16 protein-coding genes are annotated in these 15,420 nt (G+C 64.7%); 10 read left to right on the top strand and 6 right to left on the bottom strand.

Going from position 1 to position 15,420, the window contains the following annotated elements:
* Positions 1-132 precede the first annotated feature (132 nt).
* The 3 genes from J2S96_RS14130 to tmk are packed head-to-tail and all read right to left on the bottom strand — an operon-like array spanning position 133 to position 3,573.
* Positions 133-1,734 (bottom strand): alpha/beta hydrolase, encoded by a 1,602-nt coding sequence (locus tag J2S96_RS14130; RefSeq protein ID WP_306864697.1) that lies wholly within the window; start codon positions 1,732-1,734, stop codon positions 133-135.
* A 49-nt stretch (positions 1,735-1,783) separates the two neighbouring features.
* A complete protein-coding gene (locus J2S96_RS14125) occupies positions 1,784-2,932 on the bottom strand; it encodes a DNA polymerase III subunit delta' (protein ID WP_306864694.1) in 1,149 nt (382 codons plus the stop codon).
* Positions 2,929-3,573 (bottom strand): dTMP kinase, encoded by a 645-nt coding sequence (gene tmk / locus J2S96_RS14120; RefSeq protein WP_306865017.1) that lies wholly within the window; start codon positions 3,571-3,573, stop codon positions 2,929-2,931. Before tmk ends, J2S96_RS14125 begins: the two co-directional genes overlap by 4 nt.
* Before the next feature lie 173 nt (positions 3,574-3,746).
* On the opposite strand from tmk, the gene J2S96_RS14115 reads away from it, so the two are divergent.
* Positions 3,747-4,931: a trans-sulfuration enzyme family protein gene (locus tag J2S96_RS14115; protein WP_306864691.1), complete on the top strand. Its 1,185-nt coding sequence runs from the start codon at positions 3,747-3,749 to the stop codon at positions 4,929-4,931.
* 10 nt (positions 4,932-4,941) lie between these two features.
* A complete protein-coding gene (locus tag J2S96_RS14110) occupies positions 4,942-5,280 on the top strand; it encodes a DUF2516 family protein (RefSeq protein ID WP_306864689.1) in 339 nt (112 codons plus the stop codon).
* Between the two features lie 8 nt (positions 5,281-5,288).
* Here the strand turns inward: J2S96_RS14110 and J2S96_RS14105 are convergent, their stop codons facing one another.
* Positions 5,289-6,101: a class I SAM-dependent methyltransferase gene (locus tag J2S96_RS14105; RefSeq protein ID WP_370873116.1), complete on the bottom strand. Its 813-nt coding sequence runs from the start codon at positions 6,099-6,101 to the stop codon at positions 5,289-5,291.
* 142 nt (positions 6,102-6,243) lie between these two features.
* Here J2S96_RS14105 and J2S96_RS14100 point away from each other — a divergent pair, with 142 nt between their 5' ends.
* Positions 6,244-6,990 (top strand): phosphoglyceromutase, encoded by a 747-nt coding sequence (locus J2S96_RS14100; RefSeq protein WP_306864686.1) that lies wholly within the window; start codon positions 6,244-6,246, stop codon positions 6,988-6,990.
* Between the two features lie 92 nt (positions 6,991-7,082).
* On the opposite strand, the gene phoU is transcribed toward J2S96_RS14100, so the two are convergent.
* Positions 7,083-7,736 carry a phosphate signaling complex protein PhoU gene (phoU, locus tag J2S96_RS14095; RefSeq protein ID WP_306864683.1) on the bottom strand — a complete coding sequence of 218 codons (654 nt, stop codon included), beginning with the start codon at positions 7,734-7,736 and terminating at the stop codon, positions 7,083-7,085.
* A 205-nt stretch (positions 7,737-7,941) separates the two neighbouring features.
* Between phoU and J2S96_RS14090 the strand changes: the two genes are divergently transcribed.
* Both J2S96_RS14090 and J2S96_RS14085 read left to right on the top strand, forming a co-directional pair.
* The gene (locus tag J2S96_RS14090) at positions 7,942-9,147 is read left to right on the top strand and encodes a sensor histidine kinase (RefSeq protein WP_306865013.1); all 1,206 of its coding nucleotides are present in this window, start codon (positions 7,942-7,944) and stop codon (positions 9,145-9,147) included.
* On the top strand, positions 9,144-9,824 hold the full coding sequence (locus J2S96_RS14085) for a response regulator transcription factor (protein WP_059388662.1): 681 nt from the start codon (positions 9,144-9,146) through the stop codon (positions 9,822-9,824). Before J2S96_RS14090 ends, J2S96_RS14085 begins: the two co-directional genes overlap by 4 nt.
* A 123-nt stretch (positions 9,825-9,947) precedes the next feature.
* Here the strand turns inward: J2S96_RS14085 and J2S96_RS14080 are convergent, their stop codons facing one another.
* Positions 9,948-10,538, bottom strand: coding sequence for a hypothetical protein (locus tag J2S96_RS14080; RefSeq protein WP_306865009.1), 591 nt, complete (start codon positions 10,536-10,538; stop codon positions 9,948-9,950).
* A 295-nt stretch (positions 10,539-10,833) separates the two neighbouring features.
* On the opposite strand from J2S96_RS14080, the gene J2S96_RS14075 reads away from it, so the two are divergent.
* The 5 genes from J2S96_RS14075 (at position 10,834) to rlmB (ending at position 15,410) form a co-directional block, all read left to right on the top strand.
* Positions 10,834-11,316, top strand: a complete 483-nt coding sequence (locus J2S96_RS14075; protein WP_011690592.1) for a CarD family transcriptional regulator — start codon at positions 10,834-10,836, stop codon at positions 11,314-11,316.
* A gap of 184 nt (positions 11,317-11,500) precedes the next feature.
* Positions 11,501-12,283, top strand: a complete 783-nt coding sequence (gene ispD, locus J2S96_RS14070; protein WP_306864605.1) for a 2-C-methyl-D-erythritol 4-phosphate cytidylyltransferase — start codon at positions 11,501-11,503, stop codon at positions 12,281-12,283.
* Entirely contained in the window at positions 12,283-12,816 is a 534-nt protein-coding gene (gene ispF, locus J2S96_RS14065) for a 2-C-methyl-D-erythritol 2,4-cyclodiphosphate synthase (protein WP_306864602.1), read from the top strand. Before ispD ends, ispF begins: the two co-directional genes overlap by 1 nt.
* A 55-nt stretch (positions 12,817-12,871) precedes the next feature.
* The gene (gene cysS / locus J2S96_RS14060; protein WP_306864599.1) at positions 12,872-14,335 is read left to right on the top strand and encodes a cysteine--tRNA ligase; all 1,464 of its coding nucleotides are present in this window, start codon (positions 12,872-12,874) and stop codon (positions 14,333-14,335) included.
* A 79-nt stretch (positions 14,336-14,414) separates the two neighbouring features.
* Positions 14,415-15,410 (top strand): 23S rRNA (guanosine(2251)-2'-O)-methyltransferase RlmB, encoded by a 996-nt coding sequence (gene rlmB / locus J2S96_RS14055; RefSeq protein WP_306864596.1) that lies wholly within the window; start codon positions 14,415-14,417, stop codon positions 15,408-15,410.
* The last annotated feature ends 10 nt before the right edge of the window (positions 15,411-15,420 follow it).

The following is a 15,420-nucleotide window of genomic DNA, read 5'->3' as shown; positions in this document are numbered from 1 at the left end:
AGGCCAGGCGCCTTACGGACGCGCCAATCCGGGGAATGAAGCAGTCAGGCGAGTCCAATGGTGGTCATTTGTCGAGGGACCCCCGAAACCTAAGGGACCCCCGAACCTAACGGGCCCCCGAAACCTAAAGACTCAGCACATAGTCCCGTCCGAGGGCACCGATCCGTCCACGAAGTAGTTGTCCACGGCGTCGGACACGCATTGGTTGGAGCGGCCGTAGGCTGTGTGGCCTTCGCCTTTCCACGTCACGAGGGAGGCGTTGCCGAGTTGTTTCCGCAGGGAGCCTGCCCAGGCCACAGGGGTCGCGGGGTCCCCGGTGGTGCCGATAACCACGATCGGCGCCGAGCCCGTGTACTTGATGGGAGCCGGCGTGTGCACGGGCTTATACGGCCAGTCCTTGCAGTTGATGCCGCCGTAGGAGAAGTAGTAGCCGAAGGTGGGGGAGAGCTGCTTCAAACGCGCTTCTTCGGCTCGCATGCCAGGGGTGTCCGTGACCATGGGGTAGTCGAGGCAGTTGATGGCGTTGAACGCGAACGCGGTGTTTGAAGTGTAGGTGCCGTTCGGGTCCCGGTCTGCGCCGAAGTCGGCGATCCGGAGCATGAGTGACACGTCGCCCTTGAACGCGGCCACCAAGGCCTGGGTCAGGACAGGCCAGGATTCGTTGTCATAAAGGGGGGTGAAGATACCGCTGACAAACGTCGACCCAGTGACCAGGCGGCCGTCCTTGGCCCGTTTGGGATTCTGCTCGACGTCGGCAATGAGGTCCCGGAGCTGCTGCACGCCGTTATCGACGCTGCCTGTCATGGGGCATCCGGACTTTGATTGGCAATCCGCCACATAAGTGTGGAGTTCCTTTTCGAACGCCTCTGCCTGCCCCGCGGTGAGGTCCTCGTTGTTGAGGGCCGGGTCCACCGCTCCGTCCAGGGCAAGCTTCCCGACGTTGTTCGGGAACAAGGACGCGTAGGTGGCGCCGAGCAAGGTGCCGTAGGAGAAGCCCAGGTAGTTGAGTTTTGCGTCGTTCAGCACGGCCCGGAGGATGTCCATGTCCTTCGCGGAACTGGCAGTGTCAATGTGCGGCAGCGCGGGTCCGGACTTTTCCACGCACTTGGCATTGATGGCCTTTGTGTCGGCCAGCGCGGCGGCGACGCCCTGGTCGGTGTCATAGTTGTACACCTTCTCGCGGGAAGCGTCCCGCTCGGCGTCGCTAAGGCACGTCACCGGCGCCGACCGCTTGACGCCGCGGGGATCGAAGCCCACGAGGTCGAAACCGGACCGCAGCTTGCTGGTGAAGTGCGTCTTCCCCGCGTCCCTGACGAAGTCATAGCCCGAAGCACCGGGGCCGCCGGGATTGACCAGCAGCGAGCCCTTCTTTGTGCCCTGGCTCTGGAGCCGGATAGCCGCGATGGAGATGCTGCCGCCGTCGGGTTTGGCATAGTCCACGGGCACTTTGATGTTGGCACACTGGAATCCCTGCTCACAGGACGTCCAATCCACTTTTTGCGAGTAGAAACTCTCCAGTCCTGCCGGCGCCGCAGCGGCGATCGACGGGTCCGGGCTGCTGACGTTGCCGGCCCCATTGCCCGCGCCGTCGTTGGGCACCGGCACCGAGAATACGCAGCCACTCAGTAGCAGGCCGACGGAGACCGTGGCCGCCACTGCCGCTGCGGCCCGCCGCAGGGAAGGGAACCGTGTCCTGGAACTGGACCCGGCGGGCCGGCGTCGTGCGGGGGTCATGCGTTTCTCCTCAGGGTGGGGAAGCGTGTTCTACTTCTAAACTATCCGGCTATTGCTGAATCAGGCCGCTCGCCATGGACTCAACGGCCAAGAGCGGTGCCACGTTGGTGGTGGTGATCCGCACGCGCGCCTTGTTGATGGCATCCATGCGCGCCAAGGTGATCTCAGGCGTGGAGCCTGCCGCATAGGCCTCCAGTTCGCTCCTGAGTTCAACGTTGACCAACTCCACGGCGTTCCCCATCTGGATGACCAGGACGTCCCGGTAGAAGGACAGCAGGTCGGTCAGCGTCCGGTCGAGCGAATCCGTGATGGAGCGCTTGGCGCGCCGCTTCTGGTCGTCTTCAAGCTGCTTCACTTGGCTTCGCATCGACGGCGGCAGGGTGCCTGACTCCGGAGCGCCCAGGCTCGCGAGCAGCGCGACCTTCTCGGCGGCATCCCGCTCATCGTTGGAACTGTTGGCCTCATCGCTTGCTATCTTGACCAGTTTTTCGGCCATCATCACAGCAGCAGAGACGCCCCGCAGGCCCAGCGGGAAACGGACGGTCTCCATCCGGCGCTCCCTGGCATCCGGATCGCGGGCCAGGCGGCGCGCAATTCCGATGTGGCTTTGGGCAGCCCGGGCTGCCCGGTCCGCAAGGGCCGGGTCGACGCCGTCGCGCCTCACGAGCAGCGCGGCGACGTCGGCGGCTGGCGGAATCCGGAGGCTCACAGGGCGGCAGCGCGAGCGGATGGTGACCAGCACGTCCGCGGGCGACGGTGCGCACAGCATCCAGATGGTCCGGGGCGTGGGTTCCTCGATGGCCTTGAGGAGTACGTTGGTGGTTCGTTCGGCCATGCGGTCCGCGTCCTCCACCACGACGATGCGCCAACGGCCCGACGCCGGACGGTCGCCGGCCTTGGACACCAGCTGGCGGGCTTCGTCGATGGTGATGGTGACTTTCTCCGTGCGGACAAAGGTCACGTCGGAGTGGGTCTCGCCAAGGATGGTCCGGCACGATGCGCATTCTCCACATCCGCGAAGCGAAACGTCGTCCTGTTCGCAGTTCAATGCCGCCGCGAATGCCTTGGCCGCGTTGGAACGGCCCGAACCCGGTGGTCCGGTGAACAACCATGCGTGCGTCAGGCCCTCGCCTTCGGCGGCGGCGCGCAACTGTTCGACGACGGGCGCCTGGCCCTGGAGCTCGTCCCAGACGGTCATGTCCGGCTCCCAAGCAAGTCCTGCACGCGCCGGAGGATCCGTATTGAGAGGTCCTCGATAGCGTCCTTGGCAGGCAGCACGAGGTACGTTTCCGGGCGGGCCCCGGCCAGCTCCAGGAACGCCGCCCGGATGCGGGCGTGGAAATCGTCCGGTTCCGACTCGAGCCGGTCCTCTGCGGAGTCTCCGGCCGTCCTGCGGTCCCGGCCGTCGCCTGGGTGGACATCGAGGAGCACGGTCAGGTCCGGCTCGAGGCCCTCGGTGGCCCATTCGTTGAGCCGCCTGACGTCCACGGTTCCCAGGTCCCTGCCGGCACCTTGGTAGGCGACGGAGGAGTCTATGTAGCGGTCTGTGATCACCACCGTGCCCTGTGCCAAGGCCGGTCGGATGACTTGGCTTGCGTGGGCGGCCCGGGAGGCCGCGAACATGAGGGCTTCGGTCCGGGGATCAATCGTGCCTTGGCCGTGGTCCAACACCAGGGAACGCAGCTTCTCGCCGATCGGCGTGCCCCCTGGCTCGCGGGTGCGCAGCACGGAAAAGCCAAGGGCCTCGAGCGCTTCGGCCAGGCGGGCGGCCTGCGTGGACTTGCCGGCCCCGTCCCCGCCCTCGAACGCGATGAAGAGTCCCGGGCGCTGGTCCGGTATGGGGCTCTGGTCCTGCTCGAGGCGCTGCGTAGTCACGGATCTAAGCGTACAGATGATCCCTGACAGTGCCCGACGACGGCGCATGCCCACCCGGGCGGAACGGAACCTTCCGCCCGGCGAGGCTCAGCCGTAACACCTTCCAGCGCCCGCTCGCCGCGCCGTAGGCTGGGGCAATGAGTCTTTCCCGAGAGCATGCCGACGATCTGTCCCCTGACACCGTAGTGGTGGCGGCAGGCCGTCCCGAACGAAGCCATGACCAGCCCGTCAACCCGCCCATCGTTCTGTCCTCAACGTATTTCGGCACCGGAGCACTGAGCGACGGGGACCGCGGCTACGGACGCTATGCCAACCCAACTTGGGATCCGTTCGAGGAAGCGCTGGCCCAGCTGGAAGGCGCCGAGCTGCCCGGTCTGCTCTACGCCTCAGGCTTGGCCGCGGTGAGTTCCGCGTTGTCGCTAGTGCCTGCGGGTGGAGTGCTCGTCATGCCCACGCACAGCTACGCAGGATCGCTCGTCATGGCCACCGAACTCGCGGCCAAGGGCATCCTTGAGTTGCGGACCGTTGACATCGCGGACACCGACGCAGTCAAGGCACAGCTCGCCCCGGCGGATGGGAAGGCCGCCAGCATGCTGTGGATTGAAAGCCCCACCAACCCGATGCTCGGCATCGCCGACGTCCGGGCCCTGGCCACCGCGGCCCATGAGGCGGGCGCCATCGTGGTCACGGACAACACCTTCTCCACGCCGCTGGTTCAGCAGCCCCTCAGCCTCGGCTCCGACGTCGTGCTCCATTCGGTGACCAAATACCTGGCCGGACACTCCGACGTCGTACTCGGCGCCTTGGTGACCTCGAATGCCGGGCTCCGCGCGGAACTCCTGCACCACCGGATCATCCACGGCGGCATCGCGGGTCCCTTTGAGGCGTGGCTCGCGCTCCGCGGCCTGCGCACGCTGGCGCTCCGGATCGAGCGCTCGCAAGCTTCTGCCGCGACCTTGGCCGAGCGACTGAGTGCCCACCCGCGGGTCGAGTCCGTGCGTTTCCCCGGCCTGCCCGGGGATCCCGGCCACGAACGGGCCAAGTCCCAGATGAAGGGCTTCGGCTCCATCCTGTGCATCCAATTGGCCGGAGACGGAACCCGCAGCGGCGCCGACGCAGCGGATCAACTGGTCCGTGCATTGCAGTTGTGGATCCCCGCGACGTCCCTGGGCGGCGTCGAATCCCTCATCGAACGCCGACGCCGGCACACGGCCGAACCGCTCAGCGTGCCGGACAACCTGGTCAGGATGAGCGTCGGGATCGAGAACGTAGAAGACCTCTGGGCGGATTTGGAGCAAGCACTCAAGGCGCTTGACGGCTAGGCTGGAGGACGTGGACGGAAAACTTTTGATTTCATACATCCAGAATGGGATTTGGCTCATTCTGGGACTGGTTGCCTTCGCGTTGGAGCTGTGGGCGCTGGTGGACTGCCTGCGCCACAAACCCTCCTCCTTCGAAGCCGCGTCCAAGCGCACCAAGACCTTCTGGCTGGCATTGACCGGAGTCGCGGCCGCCATAGGTGGCCTTTCCGTCCTCGGCGGCGGCGGGGGACTGGGCCTCTTTGGCATCGCCGCCGTCACTGCGGCGTGCGTCTACTTGGCGGACGTCCGTCCCGCAGTGAAGGAAATCGGCAACAGTGGCCGCAACCAAGGGCCGTACGGTCCCTGGTAGGCGCAAGTTCAGGCCGGGGCCACCGCTGCCCAGTCGACGGTAAGTTCGCCCAATCGCCACCGTGACGGCCCGTCCTGAAGCGGCCAACCGGCGTCGCGCATTGATTGGCACATAGCGGTCCACCGCTGCTTGCTGCCGAAGGAGGCAAGCGGTGCGGCCTCCAGCCAGGCCTGGTCCAAGGCATTCAGGAATGCATGGATGCGTTCACCCGGGATATTGCGGTGGATGAGTGCCTTCGGCAGTCGTTCGGCCACGTCGGAGGGCAGTTCGAAAGCGCCGAACCGCATGGAAAGACTCAGGCTCAACGGTCCGTTCGAATCCAATGCAACCCACGTCACCCTGCGGCCGATTTCGTCACACGTGCCGTCGATGAACAATCCCTGCGGTGCCAGCCGCGACTGCACCAGCGCCCAGATCCCGCGCACGTCCGATTCCTCGTATTGCCGCAGGACATTGAACGCCCGCACCAATACGGGATCGCCTGGAACGGGGACCTCGAACCCGCCTACGTGGAAGCTGAGTCCGGGCCTTTCCAGGGACTTCGCGCTCCTGACGCGTTCGGGTTCGATCTCGATCCCGCACAGCCGCACGTCGGGGCGGACGGCCTGCAGCCTTTCGAAGAGTTCGACGGCGGTGGCCGGGGAAGCGCCGTAGCCGAGGTCCACCACCAGGGGGTCGACGGCGGCGCGCAGCCGCCAGGCTTGCGGACCCGCCAACCAGCGGTCCAGGCGGCGCATGCGGTTGGGGTTGGTGGTGCCCCTGGTGATGTTGCCGACCGGTTTGCCCCGTCTTCCCTGCACGCGCTCTGCTTTTTGCACCACCTGCCCACTTTATCGTCCAACGCGGGGTCACTTACGGCCCATCCGAGGCCCAAACACCGGCGCTAAGTGACCCCGCGTTGGGATGAAAGGGTGACGGCGTAACGCCCGGCAACCCCGGAGCCACATCGCTTAGGATGAAAACATGACTTACAAGCTGATTCTGCTGCGCCACGGCCACAGCGACTGGAACGCCAAGAACCTGTTCACCGGCTGGGTGGACGTCGACCTGAACGACCAAGGCCGCGAGGAAGCAGCCCGCGGTGGAGAGCTCCTGGTCGAGAACGACGTTCTCCCGGACATCCTCTACACCTCGCGCCTGAAGCGTGCCATCAACACGGCCAACATCGCACTGGACAAGGCTGACCGCGGCTGGATCGACGTCAAGCGAGATTGGCGCCTCAACGAACGCCACTACGGCGCCCTGCAGGGCAAGGACAAGGCCCAGACCCTCGCCGAATTCGGTGAAGAGCAGTTCATGGAGTGGCGCCGCAGCTACGACACCCCGCCGCCGCCCCTTTCCGATGACAGCGAATTCTCCCAGGCCCACGATCCCCGTTACGCGGACCTCGGCGACGCCCTCCCGCGCACCGAGTGCCTGAAGGACGTCCTCGTGCGTCTCCTTCCGTACTGGGAATCGGACATCAAGGAAGACCTCAAGGCGGGCAAGACCGTCCTGGTCACCGCCCACGGCAATTCCCTGCGCGCCCTCGTCAAGCACCTCGACGGCATCAGCGACCAGGACATCGCAGGCCTCAACATCCCCACGGGCATCCCGTTGGTCTACGACTTGGATGAGGACTTCCAGCCGATCAATCCCGGTGGAACCTACCTCGACCCCGAGGCAGCGGCCGAGTCCATCAAGGCCGTAGCTGCCCAAGGCAAGAAGTAGGCCGGGCGAGACAAGCTTCTGGGAAAACGACGCCGGCCGGCCCACCTCGCGAGGTGGGCCGGCCGGCGTCGCTGTTTGTGTCTTAAGCCTGGTTAGAAGCCTTCCGGCTGCCATTCACCCGTGACCAGGTAGGTCACCTTGCGGGCAACCGAGACGCCGTGGTCGGCGAATCGTTCGAAGTAGCGGCTGGCAAGGGCCACATCCACGGTCGTGGCTGCCGTCTCGGCCCAGGCGGGATCTGCGACGGCCTTGAAGACGCTCGAGTGCAGCTCGTCCACCCGGATGTTGAGCTTGAGGATGTCGCGGGCAACTTCGAGGTCGCGCGACTCCAGGAGCAGGGTGACCTTCTGGATGATTTCGAGGTCGAGGCGGGCCATGTCCTTGAATGTTGCCGCCAGCTGCTCGGGGATGACCGTGGCCGGGTAGCGCAGGCGGGCCAGCTGGGCCACGTGCCGGGCGAGGTCACCCATGCGCTCCAGGGAAGCGCTCATCCGCAGGGAACCGACAATCATCCGGAGATCGCTTGCCACCGGGCCTTGCAGGGCGAGGATGTCGATGGCCCGTTCGTCGAGGCCCTTCTGCAGGAAATCGATCCGGGCATCCGCGGCAATGACTTCCTGGGCAAGATCGACGTCGGCGCCCTCGAAGGCCGTGGTCGCGTTCTGAATCGCCTCAGTGACCAGCTTTGAGATCTCGATGAGGTCCTCACCGACCTGGGTGAGCTCCTCCTGAAAAACCTTGCGCACGGTGGCGTCCTCTCCTTGGAAATCTCCTCCGCACCCTTCTTGCGGGGCGAAATCAACACAGCAAACTATGGTCCAACTAATAAGGCTGGCAGCGGTCAATGAACGATTGCGCACCTTTAGGTGAACGTTAGCTGAATCGGGGCCGTTTGGTGACAGTTCCATATTTTGCAGTGTTTCGAGCGCATAAGCTAGATCCGTGGATCCAGTGCTCATCGGTGTCATCGCAGGTCTCGTCGGCCTGTCGTGCGGCGTCTTTGGCGTGCTCGCGTTCAGGCTCAGTGAACGGCAGCGAAAGATCGTGGACCTGGACGTCACCGAGCCCCTGCTTCCGGAGGGAGCGGCGGAGGTGCTGTCCGTCGTCGGGCGCGCATTCGTGGTGGTGGATGCGATCGACGGCGTCGTCCGGGCCAGTCCCGCGGCTTATGCATACGGCCTCGTTCGGGGCCATACGGTGGTGCACAAGCAGTTGCTCGACATGACCGCGAAGGTGCGGCGCGACGGCGTGATCCTGGAGGAGACATTCGAGTTGCCCCGCGGACCACTGGGCAAGGGAACCATCGTGGTGCAGGTACGCGCAGCGATGCTCGGATGGGAATATATCGTCCTGCTGGCCGATGACCGCACCGAAATCACCCGCACCGAAGAGATCCGCAACGACTTCGTGGCGAACGTCTCGCACGAACTCAAGACACCGGTTGGTGCCATCTCGCTGCTCGCTGAGGCCCTCGAGGCAAGCCCGGACGACGAAGAAGCCGTCCGCCGCTTCGCCAAGCGCATGCACAAGGAATCGACACGGCTCGCCGCGCTCGTGCAGGACATCATTGAGCTGTCCAGGCTTCAGGGCGCCAATGTGGCACAGCAAGGCCATGCCGTGGATATCAACACGGTGATCGCCGATGCCGTGGATCGTTCGCAGCTCCCGGCCGAACTCAAGAACATCAAGATCGTGGTCGGCGGACGCACCGAAACAATGGTGTTCGGCGACCAGGACCTTTTGGTGACAGCCCTGCGGAACCTGATCGACAACGCCATCCGTTATTCGCCGGAGAACACCCGGGTGGGAGTGGGGGTCCGCGCCAAGGAGGGCGTGGTGGCCATTTCCGTCACAGACCAGGGCGAGGGTCTCAGCCCGGAGGACCAGGAACGCATCTTCGAACGCTTCTACCGCGTCGATGCGGCGAGGTCCCGGCAGACCGGGGGAACCGGTTTGGGCCTGAGTATCGTCAAACACGTCGTATCCAACCATGGCGGTGAGGTCACCGTGTGGTCCCAGCCCGGCCAAGGTTCGACTTTCACCATCCGCCTTCCGGAAATGGAAGGCCAAGAGGACGACGGCGCCGGGGCGAAGCCCCGAAGCGTGATTCAAACGACGGGCGCTGCGCGCGCCCTAGAGCAAGGAGCTGGCGCTTGAGCAGGATTTTGATCGTGGAGGACGAAGAGTCTTTCAGCGACCCCTTGTCCTACCTACTGGGCAAGGAAGGCTTTGATGTCCAGGTGGTGGACAACGGCAGTGACGCCTTGGTGGAGTTCGACCGGAACGGGGCCGACCTGGTGCTGCTCGACTTGCAGCTTCCGGGGACCCCCGGCACCGAGGTGTGCCGGCAATTGCGCCAGCGTTCCAGCGTCCCGGTCATCATGCTGACGGCCAAGGACTCGGAAATCGACAAGGTGGTTGGCCTGGAGCTCGGCGCGGACGACTATGTCACCAAGCCTTACTCTTCCAGGGAATTGGTGGCGCGCGTGCGTGCTGTCCTGCGCCGGCAAGGCGAGCCGGAGGAGCTCATCACATCCACCGTGCAAGCAGGCCCGGTCAGGATGGACATCGAGCGGCATGTAGTGAGCGTCAACGGCGAACAGGTATCGCTTCCGTTGAAGGAGTTCGAACTCCTCGAGATGCTCCTTCGCAATTCGGGCCGCGTGCTCACCCGTGGACAGTTGATCGATCGGGTCTGGGGCTCCGACTACGTGGGTGACACCAAGACTTTGGATGTCCATGTGAAGCGTCTGCGCAGCAAGATCGAGCCCGATCCCTCGGTTCCCCGCTACCTCGTGACCGTCCGGGGCCTGGGCTACAAGTTCGAGCCGTAGGAGCCCGCGAGAGCAACAGCGGCTTACCAGGGCAACAACAAAAGGAAAGGGCTCCCATGGCGGGAGCCCTTTCCTTTTGTCTTCGTGGGGCGGCTAGATGCCGCCCTGAGCGGGGTGGCCCGCTTAGTGGCCTGTGCTGCTCGCGCTAGGCGTCGGGGTCGCGCTGCTGCCCGCACCGGGCGTCGCGGTCGCGCTGCTGCTCGCGGTGGCGGAACCGCTGGCCGAGGCGCTCGGCGAAGCGGACGCGGTGGGAAGGTACTTCGCGTAATCCTTCAGCGAAGCATCCATGACGGGGAACTGCACGGTCCGTGAATCAGATCCATCCTTGATGGTCACAGGGACCAACGAACCCGGGGCTCCGCCGGTGGTGCCCAGAATGACGGGGTCGGTGGTGTCGTTGAGGTAGGTCTCGGACTTTGCCTTCACCGGAATGGTCGCCTGTGAACCGCCGGCGCCGCTGATGGTGAGGGTGGCATCGCTCGTGGAGGTGTTGAACACGGCACCTATGACGCGGCCCGGCTTGTTGGCATCCGTGGAGACGATGAGCATGTTCCGCAGCTGGAGCGGACCGAGGTCTTCCCTGACGCCATCAGACGGAGCATACTGCTGGTTGGTCTGCTGGGGGTTGATATAGCCACAGCCGGTAACGGACAAGAGACCGATGCCGATGGCGGCCGTCGCCATGGCCAGTTTGCCGCGCTGGACACGGTTCATCGCAGTAATGCGCACGACACGTACTCCTCTAAGAGTCATTGGAACACTTTTCAGCCATAGCCTATCGGCAAACCAGCAGGAACAAGGATTCCGATCACCATTGTGGCGGCCCTCCGGAGGGAGTAGGGTCGTCCGGAACGCTGCGTCCTATGCACTTTTATGCCCTTCCGTCAAGGGGGTGCCAGAGGGCCGAAAAGGCCATTTTCCGCGTATTTACAGGGCTCAGGACCCCTTTCCGTGCCAATCGTATGCCTTAAGCGTGATAAACTGGTCTGCGGGAAAGGGGAAAGTCCACATGGTTTTTGAGGTCGGCGAGACAGTAGTTTACCCTCACCACGGTGCAGCAAAAATTGAAGAAATCAAGATGCGCACCATCAAGGGCGAAGAGAAAATGTATCTCAAGCTCAAGGTGGCTCAGGGTGATCTGACCATTGAAGTTCCAGCAGAAAACGTAGACCTTGTTGGGGTCCGCGACGTAGTGGGCAAGGAAGGCTTGGAGCACGTATTTGACGTTCTCCGTGCCGAGTTCACTGAAGAGCCCACCAACTGGTCCCGTCGCTACAAGGCAAACCTCGAGAAGCTTGCTTCCGGCGACGTCATTAAGGTTGCAGAGGTCGTCCGCGACCTTTGGCGCCGTGATCATGATCGCGGCCTTTCCGCAGGTGAAAAGCGCATGCTGGCCAAAGCCCGCCAGATTCTGATTTCAGAACTGGCATTGGCTGAGAAGACCGACGAAGAGAAGGCTGCAAGCGTTCTCGACGAAGTTCTGGCTTCCTAACAGAGATTCAAAGAATTGAACCCCGGTGGCAACGTGCCGCCGGGTTTCTTTTTGCCCGCCCGCGCCGCGTGCCCGCCCGCGCCGCGTGCCCGCCCGCGCCGCGTGCCCGCTCGCGCCGCGTACCCGCCCGCGCCCGGGCCGGTGAGCACCACGTAGGCGGTGAGCACCACGTAGGCTTGGGCGCATGACTACACCATCCCAGCGCGAGGCCACCGCCGTCGTCGTCGTTGCGGCAGGCTCGGGGGAGCGGCTTGGCTACGGCATGCCCAAGGCAAGAGTTCCGCTGGGCGGTGAAACGATCCTGACCCACGCCCTTCGAGGCGTGGCGACGGCAGACGTTGCCCGCCAAATTTGCGTGGCCATCCCCGCAGGAGACCTGGAGCTGCACGCGCTTTGCGAAGATTTCCGGAAAGAACTGGGCGCCGACGGTCCGCGGATCACAGTGGTCGACGGCGGCCCAACCCGTGCCGCGTCGGTCCGGGCTGCCCTCGGGGCGGTGCTTGAGGGAACGCGCGCCGTGCTGGTCCACGACGCCGCGCGTGCGCTGACGCCCGATAGGGTCTTCCACCGCGTCGCGGTAGCGCTCTCGTCGGGGGCCAAGGCGGTCATCCCCGCCATGCCGGTGGTGGATACCGTCAAGATGGTCGCGGAAACCGACGGGGATGACGCCGGAATAGCACCGGAGATCGTCACCGGGACCGCCCCTCGCGAACAACTGCGTGCGGTGCAGACTCCGCAGGGATTCGACTTTGAGACTTTGATGCGCGCCCATGCGGCGGCCGCGACGTTCGACGACGCGCAGGCGGCGGCAGTCACGGACGACGCCATGCTCGTCGAGCTCCTGGGCGTGCCCGTCCACGCAGTCCGTGGTGCCAGCCAGTCGCTGAAGATCACCACGCCGTTGGATCTCATCATCGCCGAGGGGCTGCTCGAAGGCCCGCTCGGAGTCCGCTGGGTGGAGGGCTGATGGCCGCCTCCGGGACCCCGCCGGTGATTCTGCCGCGCACGGGCATCGGTGTGGACGTACACGCCTACGCCCCTGAGAACGATCCCCAGCCGTTGTGGCTCGGAGGGCTGTTCTGGGAGGGGGAGCGCGGACTTTCAGGGCATTCCGACGGCGATTGCGTCGCCCATGCAGCCGCGGACGCGCTCTTTTCCGCCTGCGGCATTGGTGATCTGGGTACGCATTTTGGCACCGACCGGCCCGAGTACGCGGGTGCGTCCGGAGTGACGCTGCTCCGGGAAGCGGCGGGGATCGTCCGTGCCGCCGGTTTCGAGATCGGGAACGTGGCGGTGCAGTTCGTTGCCAACAGGCCCAAATTCGGGCCGCGGCGTGAAGAGTCGCAGCGTGTCCTCAGCGCCGCCGCGGGAGCTCCCGTCAGCGTCACGGCGACCACCAGCGACGGCTTGGGTTTCACGGGGCGCGGCGAGGGCATCTCCGCCGTCGCCACGGCCCTCGTCTACGCCGTGCCCGTCGCACAGCAAGCTGATAGCGCCTAGACAGTGCTGGACGGTGTGCAACAGGCCGATGGTGCGCATCCGCTAATCTGGAGCGGTGACCCTGCGCTTTTACGACACTGCATCCGCCGAAGTCCGTGACTTCGTTCCCCTTGAAGCCGGCAAGGCCAGCGTCTACTACTGCGGTGCCACGGTGCAGGGGATGCCTCACGTGGGACATGTCCGCTCTGCAATCGCGTTCGACCAATTGACGCGCTGGCTTGAATACCGCGGGCTGCGGGTCACAGTTGTCCGCAACGTCACCGACATCGACGACAAGATCCTCGCCAAGTCTGCGCAGTCCTTCGGGCCGGACTGGGCAGAGGAACCCACGGCCAAGCCCGAGGAAGAATGGTGGGCCCTTGCCTACCGCTACGAGCAGGAATTCGAACAGGCCTATGACGTCCTGGGCGTTTCGCGTCCCACCTACGAACCTCGTGCCACGGGTCACATCCCGGAGATGCACGCCCTCATCCAAAGGCTCATCGACCGCGGCCACGCCTACCCCGCGCTGGACGACTCCGGGGACGTTTACTTCGATGTCCGCTCCTGGAGCAAGTACGGCTCGCTGACCCGCCAGAACATCGACGACATGCAGGGAGCCGCCGACGTCGAGCCTCAATTCAGCAACAGGAAGCGCGACCCGCGCGACTTTGCGCTGTGGAAGGGCTTCAAGGACGGGGAGCCGACGACGGCGAGCTGGGTTTCGCCGTGGGGAACCGGCCGGCCCGGTTGGCATCTTGAATGCTCCGCCATGGCTACGAAGTACTTGGGCCGGCAATTCGACATCCACGGCGGTGGATTGGACCTGCGCTTCCCGCACCACGAGAACGAGATGGCACAATCGCAGGCTGCGGGTGACGGATTCGCCAACTTTTGGCTGCACAACGGCATGGTCACCTATGAGGGCGAAAAGATGTCCAAATCGGTCGGCAATACCGTGAGCCCCGGAGAAATGCTCGAGCTCGCAAGCCCGCGGGTTGTCCGGTACTACCTTGGCCAGGCGCAGTACCGCTCCATCCTGGACTACCGTCCCACCTCGCTTCAGGAGGCTGCGGCCGCCGTCGAGCGCATCTACGGGTTCATCGCGAAAGCCTCCAAGAAGTTCGGCGGCGACTTCGCCGCGCACCCTGAGTCGAGTCCCGTGCCGGATGCCTTTGCTGCCGCCATGGATGACGATCTCAACGTCCCGCAGGCCCTTGGCGCCCTGCACGAGACTGTCCGCGCCGGAAATACGGCGCTGGCATCCGGGGACGAGGCCGGGGCGCGCCAGGCGCTCCAGGGCGTGATGGCTATGACCACCGTGCTTGGACTGAACGGCGTCCGCGGCGAAGTCCAAGAGAGCTCCGAGGCTGCCCAAGCCCTTGAGGTCCTCGTGGAAGCCCAGCTGAAGGCGCGTGCCGAGGCACGTGCCAACAAGGATTGGGCGGCATCAGACGCCATCCGCGACACCCTCGCGTCGGCGGGTATCGCCGTCGAGGACGGCGCTGATGGCGCCACCTGGAGCCTCAAACGGGACTGACGTTCCGCCGTCGTACCGATTTAAGTTGATTCAGTAGACTTGGTTGCAGACTTACTCAACACAATCAAGGGTGGAATTCATGGCCAACAACGGTCGCCGGGCTGTCAAAAAGAAGAAGGGCCCCACCACCGGAACTGGTGGCCACGGTCGGAAGGCCTTGGAAGGCAGGGGGCCAACCCCCAAGGCCGAGGACCGCGAGTACCACAAGGCTCACAAGAGCAAGCAGCTCGCTGAACGCGCGGCGGCCAAGCGCGCCGCTGGCGGCGCTGCCCGCTCCACCACGGGCGCCCGCTCGGGCCCGAAGGGGCGCGCTACCGAGGAAGTAGTCACCGGACGCAACTCCGTCGTGGAGGCGCTGCGCGCAGGGATCCCCGCGAAGGCACTGCACGTTGCCATCCGGATCGAGATGGACGACCGCGTCAAGGAGTCCCTCAAGCTCGCTGCTGAGCGTGGCATCCCGCTGCTGGAAACCGGCAAGCCCGAGCTGGACCGCATGACCGAAGACGCCGTCCACCAAGGCCTCGTGCTGCAGATTCCGCCGTACGAATACGAGGACGCCTACGAGCTCGCCGAGGAAACGGTCGCCAAGTGGAAGAAGGGCCACATCGCCAACGCACCCCTCTTCGTTGCCCTCGACGGCATCACAGACCCCCGCAACCTGGGCGCCATCATCCGCTCGGTTTCGGCGTTCAGCGGACACGGCGTGATCGTGCCGGAGCGCCGCTCGGTCGGTGTCACCGCTTCGGCGTGGAAGACCAGCGCAGGCGCAGCAGTCCGCGTCCCCGTGGCCCGCGCAGCCAACCTGAACAACGCGCTCAAGCAGTTCAAGCAGATGGGCATCTTCGTATTGGGCCTGGACGGCGACGGCGACGTTTCGCTGCCGGACCTCTCCCTGGCCACCGATCCGGTGTGCATCGTTGTGGGTTCCGAGGGCAAGGGTCTCAGCCGCCTGGTCCGCGAAAACTGCGACCAGATCATCTCCATCCCGATCGACTCCGCCATGGAATCGCTCAACGCCTCCATGGCCGTGGGCATCTCGCTCTACGAAATCTCAAGGCAGCGCGCAGCCAAATAGGTGGGTGGCG

It is taken from the genome of Arthrobacter bambusae (assembly GCF_030812595.1).
Classification (GTDB): Bacteria; Actinomycetota; Actinomycetes; order Actinomycetales; family Micrococcaceae; genus Arthrobacter; species Arthrobacter bambusae_B.
This window is presented reverse-complemented; position numbering and strand designations above follow the sequence as displayed.

Coding starts and splice junctions, on each gene's coding strand:
- J2S96_RS14130 (WP_306864697.1), bottom strand. CDS start 1,734: ATGACCCCCGCACGACGCCGGCCCGCCGGGTCCAGTTCCAGGACACGG.
- J2S96_RS14125 (WP_306864694.1), bottom strand. CDS start 2,932: ATGACCGTCTGGGACGAGCTCCAGGGCCAGGCGCCCGTCGTCGAACAG.
- J2S96_RS14115 (WP_306864691.1), top strand. CDS start 3,747: ATGAGTCTTTCCCGAGAGCATGCCGACGATCTGTCCCCTGACACCGTA.
- J2S96_RS14100 (WP_306864686.1), top strand. CDS start 6,244: ATGACTTACAAGCTGATTCTGCTGCGCCACGGCCACAGCGACTGGAAC.
- J2S96_RS14080 (WP_306865009.1), bottom strand. CDS start 10,538: ATGAACCGTGTCCAGCGCGGCAAACTGGCCATGGCGACGGCCGCCATC.
- J2S96_RS14075 (WP_011690592.1), top strand. CDS start 10,834: ATGGTTTTTGAGGTCGGCGAGACAGTAGTTTACCCTCACCACGGTGCA.
- ispD (WP_306864605.1), top strand. CDS start 11,501: ATGACTACACCATCCCAGCGCGAGGCCACCGCCGTCGTCGTCGTTGCG.
- ispF (WP_306864602.1), top strand. CDS start 12,283: ATGGCCGCCTCCGGGACCCCGCCGGTGATTCTGCCGCGCACGGGCATC.
- rlmB (WP_306864596.1), top strand. CDS start 14,415: ATGGCCAACAACGGTCGCCGGGCTGTCAAAAAGAAGAAGGGCCCCACC.